Below are 4,257 nucleotides of genomic sequence, written 5' to 3'. Positions count from 1 at the left end.
TACCGTTTAATTGTTTCTCTTTATTTTGCCTTAGCTAACGTTTTTAGTCTCTAAGCATTTATACTTATTGCAAAATTGGGATGCTCCCTATAAAGCCGCCCTCCGCTATCGCTAAAGGGCGGGGTTTCAGACCCAGTTTTTCGATGACTCGATCGATTTGTTGCGGCGTACTTTTCATGAGAGAGAACAACTCGTTAAAAACAAAAATTCTTTGATTAATCAGCTTAGACAACGGTTATGTTGCGAGTTTCCTGAAATCTCTCAAAGAGACTTTGATTATATTGGAGTTAGCGGCTGTAACCCGACTTTAGGACATATTGCCGGATTAGCGGGAAACCCGCGCATTAAGACCACGGCGGGGACTGGAATTAGTGAATATAGTCAGTTATTAGCTAAGGATATTGTCACCTATCAGGATAGAATCGCAGTTAAGGAGCTAAACTTAAGAGACATTTTGGAATTAGAGCAGTTTAAGGATTATTGTCGAGTATTTGAACAGTTTCTTTTCGGCACGGTTACTCAAAGTTTACTGCTTTTGCACTGCTATCCTATCGAGAGATTCCTAGTTAATGGAAAACCTTATTTTAGAGGTGATCACGATATTAGTTGGAGTGGAGAAAATTTCAAGCTTACTTAGGTCTTGGTTATTCCTATCAGATTTCTGGTGATACTTATGCCAAACAAGACAAAATAAAAAAATCTTGGAAGGGTTCCGATTTAATGCGCTCTCACTTGTATGCTCATGCAATGGTTACTATTTGTCCTAATAAACCCGCTAAAACTGAGATTATTGGCAAGCTTAAGCATTCTTGGCTTAATCCCCGGATTCATATCTATTACGACCAAGAAAATGGTCAAAGAATCGAAAAAAGGAAAGAATTACCCAGCTTTAAGGCACTGGGTAAGGATGGACTGTGTCGCTTGCTGTTTTACGAGACGAGACTTTTGTATCAGCTTTTAACGGACAATTTGCTAAAGTGATGTAGTCCCTAATACAAAAGTTTTACCCTTACTGGGATAGTGTCCACGGTCTGGGACAGGGGAAATCTTAAAAAAGATACGGGAAAAAAAGCTGTTCTTGAGGGCAATAGTCCAGAATGGCAGGTAAGACCGAGTAAAAAGGGGAAAGGAAAAAGTAAAAAGGATAACCTTTGACTGTATAGCGTTTCTTAGAGGGATGAAGTATGACCTGATTCTCAGTTGATATTACTGCAATCTCTACCCAAAAAATCAGCCCATAATTAACAAAAACTAGATTTTTCAAGGTAAAAACTATGTGTTTAGGCATACCGGGACAAATTACAGCAATTATTGATGAAAACCATAATCTCGCTCTCGTCGATGTGGGGGGTGTAAAAAGAGAAGTAAATATCGCTTGCATTGTTGATGAAGACCATCCCGCTAATACTTGTCTAGGGGATTGGGTATTAGTTCATGTGGGTTTTGCCATGAATCGAATTGATGAAAATGAGGCGCAAGAAACCTTAAATTTATTAACACAATTATTGGAATTAGAGGAAGAATTTAATCATAATTAATGTTCTTAATTAGTTAGCCACAAATTAATTCTGTTGTCTATCTTAAGAAATGTAAATTACGGCAATTATTACTGACGACCGACGACCGGCTCCACAATTAACTTTACTTTTGTCCAACCACTTATAGAGAGAAAGCTTGTTATGAAATACGTTGATGAATTTCGTGATCCGGTTAAAGCGGCAGGATTAATTCAACAAATTGAACAATTATCGATAAGAATCTCTGAAAAGCGGGAAAAAGTTACTAAAATTATGGAGGTTTGTGGTGGTCATACCCACTCAATTTTTAAATACGGTATCGAGGCAATACTTCCCGAAACTATCGAATTAATTCATGGTCCCGGATGTCCCGTTTGTGTGATGCCGCGAGGTCGTTTAGATGATGCCATTTTTCTCGCACAACAACCGAACGTAATTCTGACAACTTTTGGCGATACTATGCGTGTCCCCGGTTCCCATTTGAGTCTGCTGCAAGCACGAGCAAAAGGTTGTGATATTCGCATGGTTTATTCTCCTCGCGATGCCTTAAAAATTGCCAGAGAAAATCTCGATAAAGAAGTAATATTTCTAGCATTAGGTTTTGAAACAACCGTTCCTAGCACAGCTTTAACTGTTTTAGAAGCGCAAAGAGATGGTATCACTAATTTTAGTTTATTTTCTAATCATGTGGTGATTATTCCTGCTCTGAAAGCTTTGTTAGATAACCCAGATTTACAGTTAGACGGTTTTGTTGGCCCTGGTCATGTTAGCATGGTAATTGGCACAGAACCCTATCAAGTTATTGCCCAAGAATATCATAAACCTGTGGTAGTTTCTGGGTTTGAACCTTTGGATATTCTGCAATCAATTTGGATGGTATTAAAACAATTAGATGAGCAGAGATGTGAGATCGAAAATCAGTACGATCGAGTGGTACAAAATCAAGGAAATAGAGTCGCTTTATCGGCAATCGACCAAGTTTTTGAACTGCGAGATCAGTTTGAATGGCGAGGTTTAGGAGAAATTGCTCAAGGAGGGTTAAAAATGCGAGATGAGTACAGTAATTTTGATGCGGAGAAGAAATTTACCTTACCCAATCAGCGCGTTAAAGATCACAAAGCTTGTCAGTGCGGCGAAATTCTTAAAGGTGTTTTAAAACCCTGGGAATGTAAAGTATTTGGTACTGCTTGTACTCCCGAACATCCCATCGGCACTTGTATGGTTTCTAGTGAAGGTGCTTGTGCCGCTTATTATAAGTATGGTAGAAATCAGTAAATTTTTTTACTGATTAGGTTCCTTTCCGGTGAGGAAACGCTAGAATTCTTACCAGAAGAAATTAACAATCTCTCGGTGATAAAAAAAATGAAAATCAAAAATAATCTGGGTTTATTTGGCTTAACTACCTCTCTACTGCTAGTTATCGCTTCGGAAATTGTTCTTGCTTCCCAAGAACAAACCCTAGAACTGCAACCAAGTCAACCCCCCAGCGCCGATTTTTTCAAACCCGTCACCAATCTAATTAAAGATTTAAACAATCAGGGAGTAACTATCACCGATCCCAATGATCCCATGGCGGTGCGCTACCGAGTCAATTCCCCCTGTCGCGGTTGTGCGGTTTATCTAGGCACGGGAGTTGCCAATCCTCGCACCCAGACTAATAATAATGGCATGGGAATCAATTTTGGTCTTGGTTTCACCATGCCCTTCTCACCCTAAATGCCGATGACATATTTACGCCATTCCTGATTGTGATTCTCCCTGGTGTGCTTTAATAGCTCAAAGTGGAGACTGCTGTAGGGACGACGGGGTTGGGCGCGCAGGGACATATTGGCCTCTTTTGGTGTACGATTGCCCTTATGCACATTACAACGCACACAAGCCGCCACTAAATTCTCCCAGGTATCACCCCCTCCGCGAGAACGGGGAATCACATGATCGATGGTTAATTGTTCACCTCGGTAGAGACAGTATTGACAGGTGTGATGATCTCGTTCGAGAATATTACGACGGGTTAAAGGAATTTCCTTGTAGGGAACACGGACGTATTGCCTAAGACGGATAACAGAAGGCAAGGGTAAGTCACGACAAACCACTTTTCCGTTATGTTCTAGGGATTCAGCTTTTCCTTTCAACAATAAAACGATCGCGCGCCGCCAACTGGTAATATTTAGCGGTTCGTAGGAGGCATTCAACACGAGAACCTTGCTCATAGGTGTCTGGAGATCGCTTGAATTTACCCCGAATGGTAGCACAGATCACTGAGATTGGAACCTATTATTCTAAATCCGTTGAGTATAGATCTGGTAGGGTGCGTGTTTGCGGCGATAATCTCTGACAAAAAAACAAATTAATAATCCGCGCCCCACGCACCGACTTGATTATTAAATTGGTGCGTTACGCTTTCGCGCTTCGCACCCTACGATTTATGTTTCTGTTTGTGGCGATAATCTCTGACAAAAAAACTAAATCCGTTGAGTATAGGCTACATATCAGGACAGCCGAACGGCAAGAGGCACTCATGCAAAAGGGGGAATAAATAATCAGTTTTTAATAACCAGATTTAATATGAACTCTCGAAAATTAATTATGCAAGAACTCTAATCATATTATTAAAAACGGATTTAATATAATTAGGGTTTGCTGAAAAAGTTGGTTCTTCGGTTTGTGTTATGCAATCGACGAGGGTTATAAGGGATGAAACCCTTATAGAGAGAGACATTACTGCGATTTTTGTCAACTG

At 40.2% G+C, this 4,257-nt stretch carries 6 protein-coding genes; 5 read left to right on the top strand and 1 reads right to left on the bottom strand.

Going from position 1 to position 4,257, the window contains the following annotated elements:
- Positions 1 to 211 precede the first annotated feature (211 nt).
- From BGL89_RS13605 to BGL89_RS13585, 5 genes are all read left to right on the top strand, one after another.
- Positions 212 to 637 carry a hypothetical protein gene (locus tag BGL89_RS13605; protein WP_286826154.1) on the top strand — a complete coding sequence of 142 codons (426 nt, stop codon included), beginning with the start codon at positions 212 to 214 and terminating at the stop codon, positions 635 to 637.
- Positions 607 to 981: a hypothetical protein gene (locus BGL89_RS13600; protein WP_286826153.1), complete on the top strand. Its 375-nt coding sequence runs from the start codon at positions 607 to 609 to the stop codon at positions 979 to 981. The genes BGL89_RS13605 and BGL89_RS13600 overlap by 31 nt, the downstream gene beginning before the upstream one ends.
- 293 nt (positions 982 to 1,274) lie before the next feature.
- Entirely contained in the window at positions 1,275 to 1,538 is a 264-nt protein-coding gene (locus BGL89_RS13595) for a HypC/HybG/HupF family hydrogenase formation chaperone (RefSeq protein ID WP_286826152.1), read from the top strand.
- A 141-nt stretch (positions 1,539 to 1,679) separates the two neighbouring features.
- Positions 1,680 to 2,792: a hydrogenase formation protein HypD gene (gene hypD / locus BGL89_RS13590; protein WP_286826151.1), complete on the top strand. Its 1,113-nt coding sequence runs from the start codon at positions 1,680 to 1,682 to the stop codon at positions 2,790 to 2,792.
- An 87-nt stretch (positions 2,793 to 2,879) separates the two neighbouring features.
- On the top strand, positions 2,880 to 3,233 hold the full coding sequence (locus BGL89_RS13585; RefSeq protein ID WP_286826150.1) for a hypothetical protein: 354 nt from the start codon (positions 2,880 to 2,882) through the stop codon (positions 3,231 to 3,233).
- Here BGL89_RS13585 and BGL89_RS13580 read toward each other — a convergent pair.
- The gene (locus BGL89_RS13580) at positions 3,230 to 3,727 is read right to left on the bottom strand and encodes an HNH endonuclease (RefSeq protein WP_004163691.1); all 498 of its coding nucleotides are present in this window, start codon (positions 3,725 to 3,727) and stop codon (positions 3,230 to 3,232) included. The genes BGL89_RS13585 and BGL89_RS13580 overlap by 4 nt on opposite strands.
- Positions 3,728 to 4,257 lie beyond the last annotated feature (530 nt).

Origin of the sequence: Microcystis sp. LSC13-02, from assembly GCA_002282935.1 — a bacterium.
GTDB lineage: Bacteria > Cyanobacteriota > Cyanobacteriia > Cyanobacteriales > Microcystaceae > Microcystis.
Note: the sequence above shows the minus strand (reverse complement) of the source record. Positions and strands in the feature narration are given on the sequence as shown.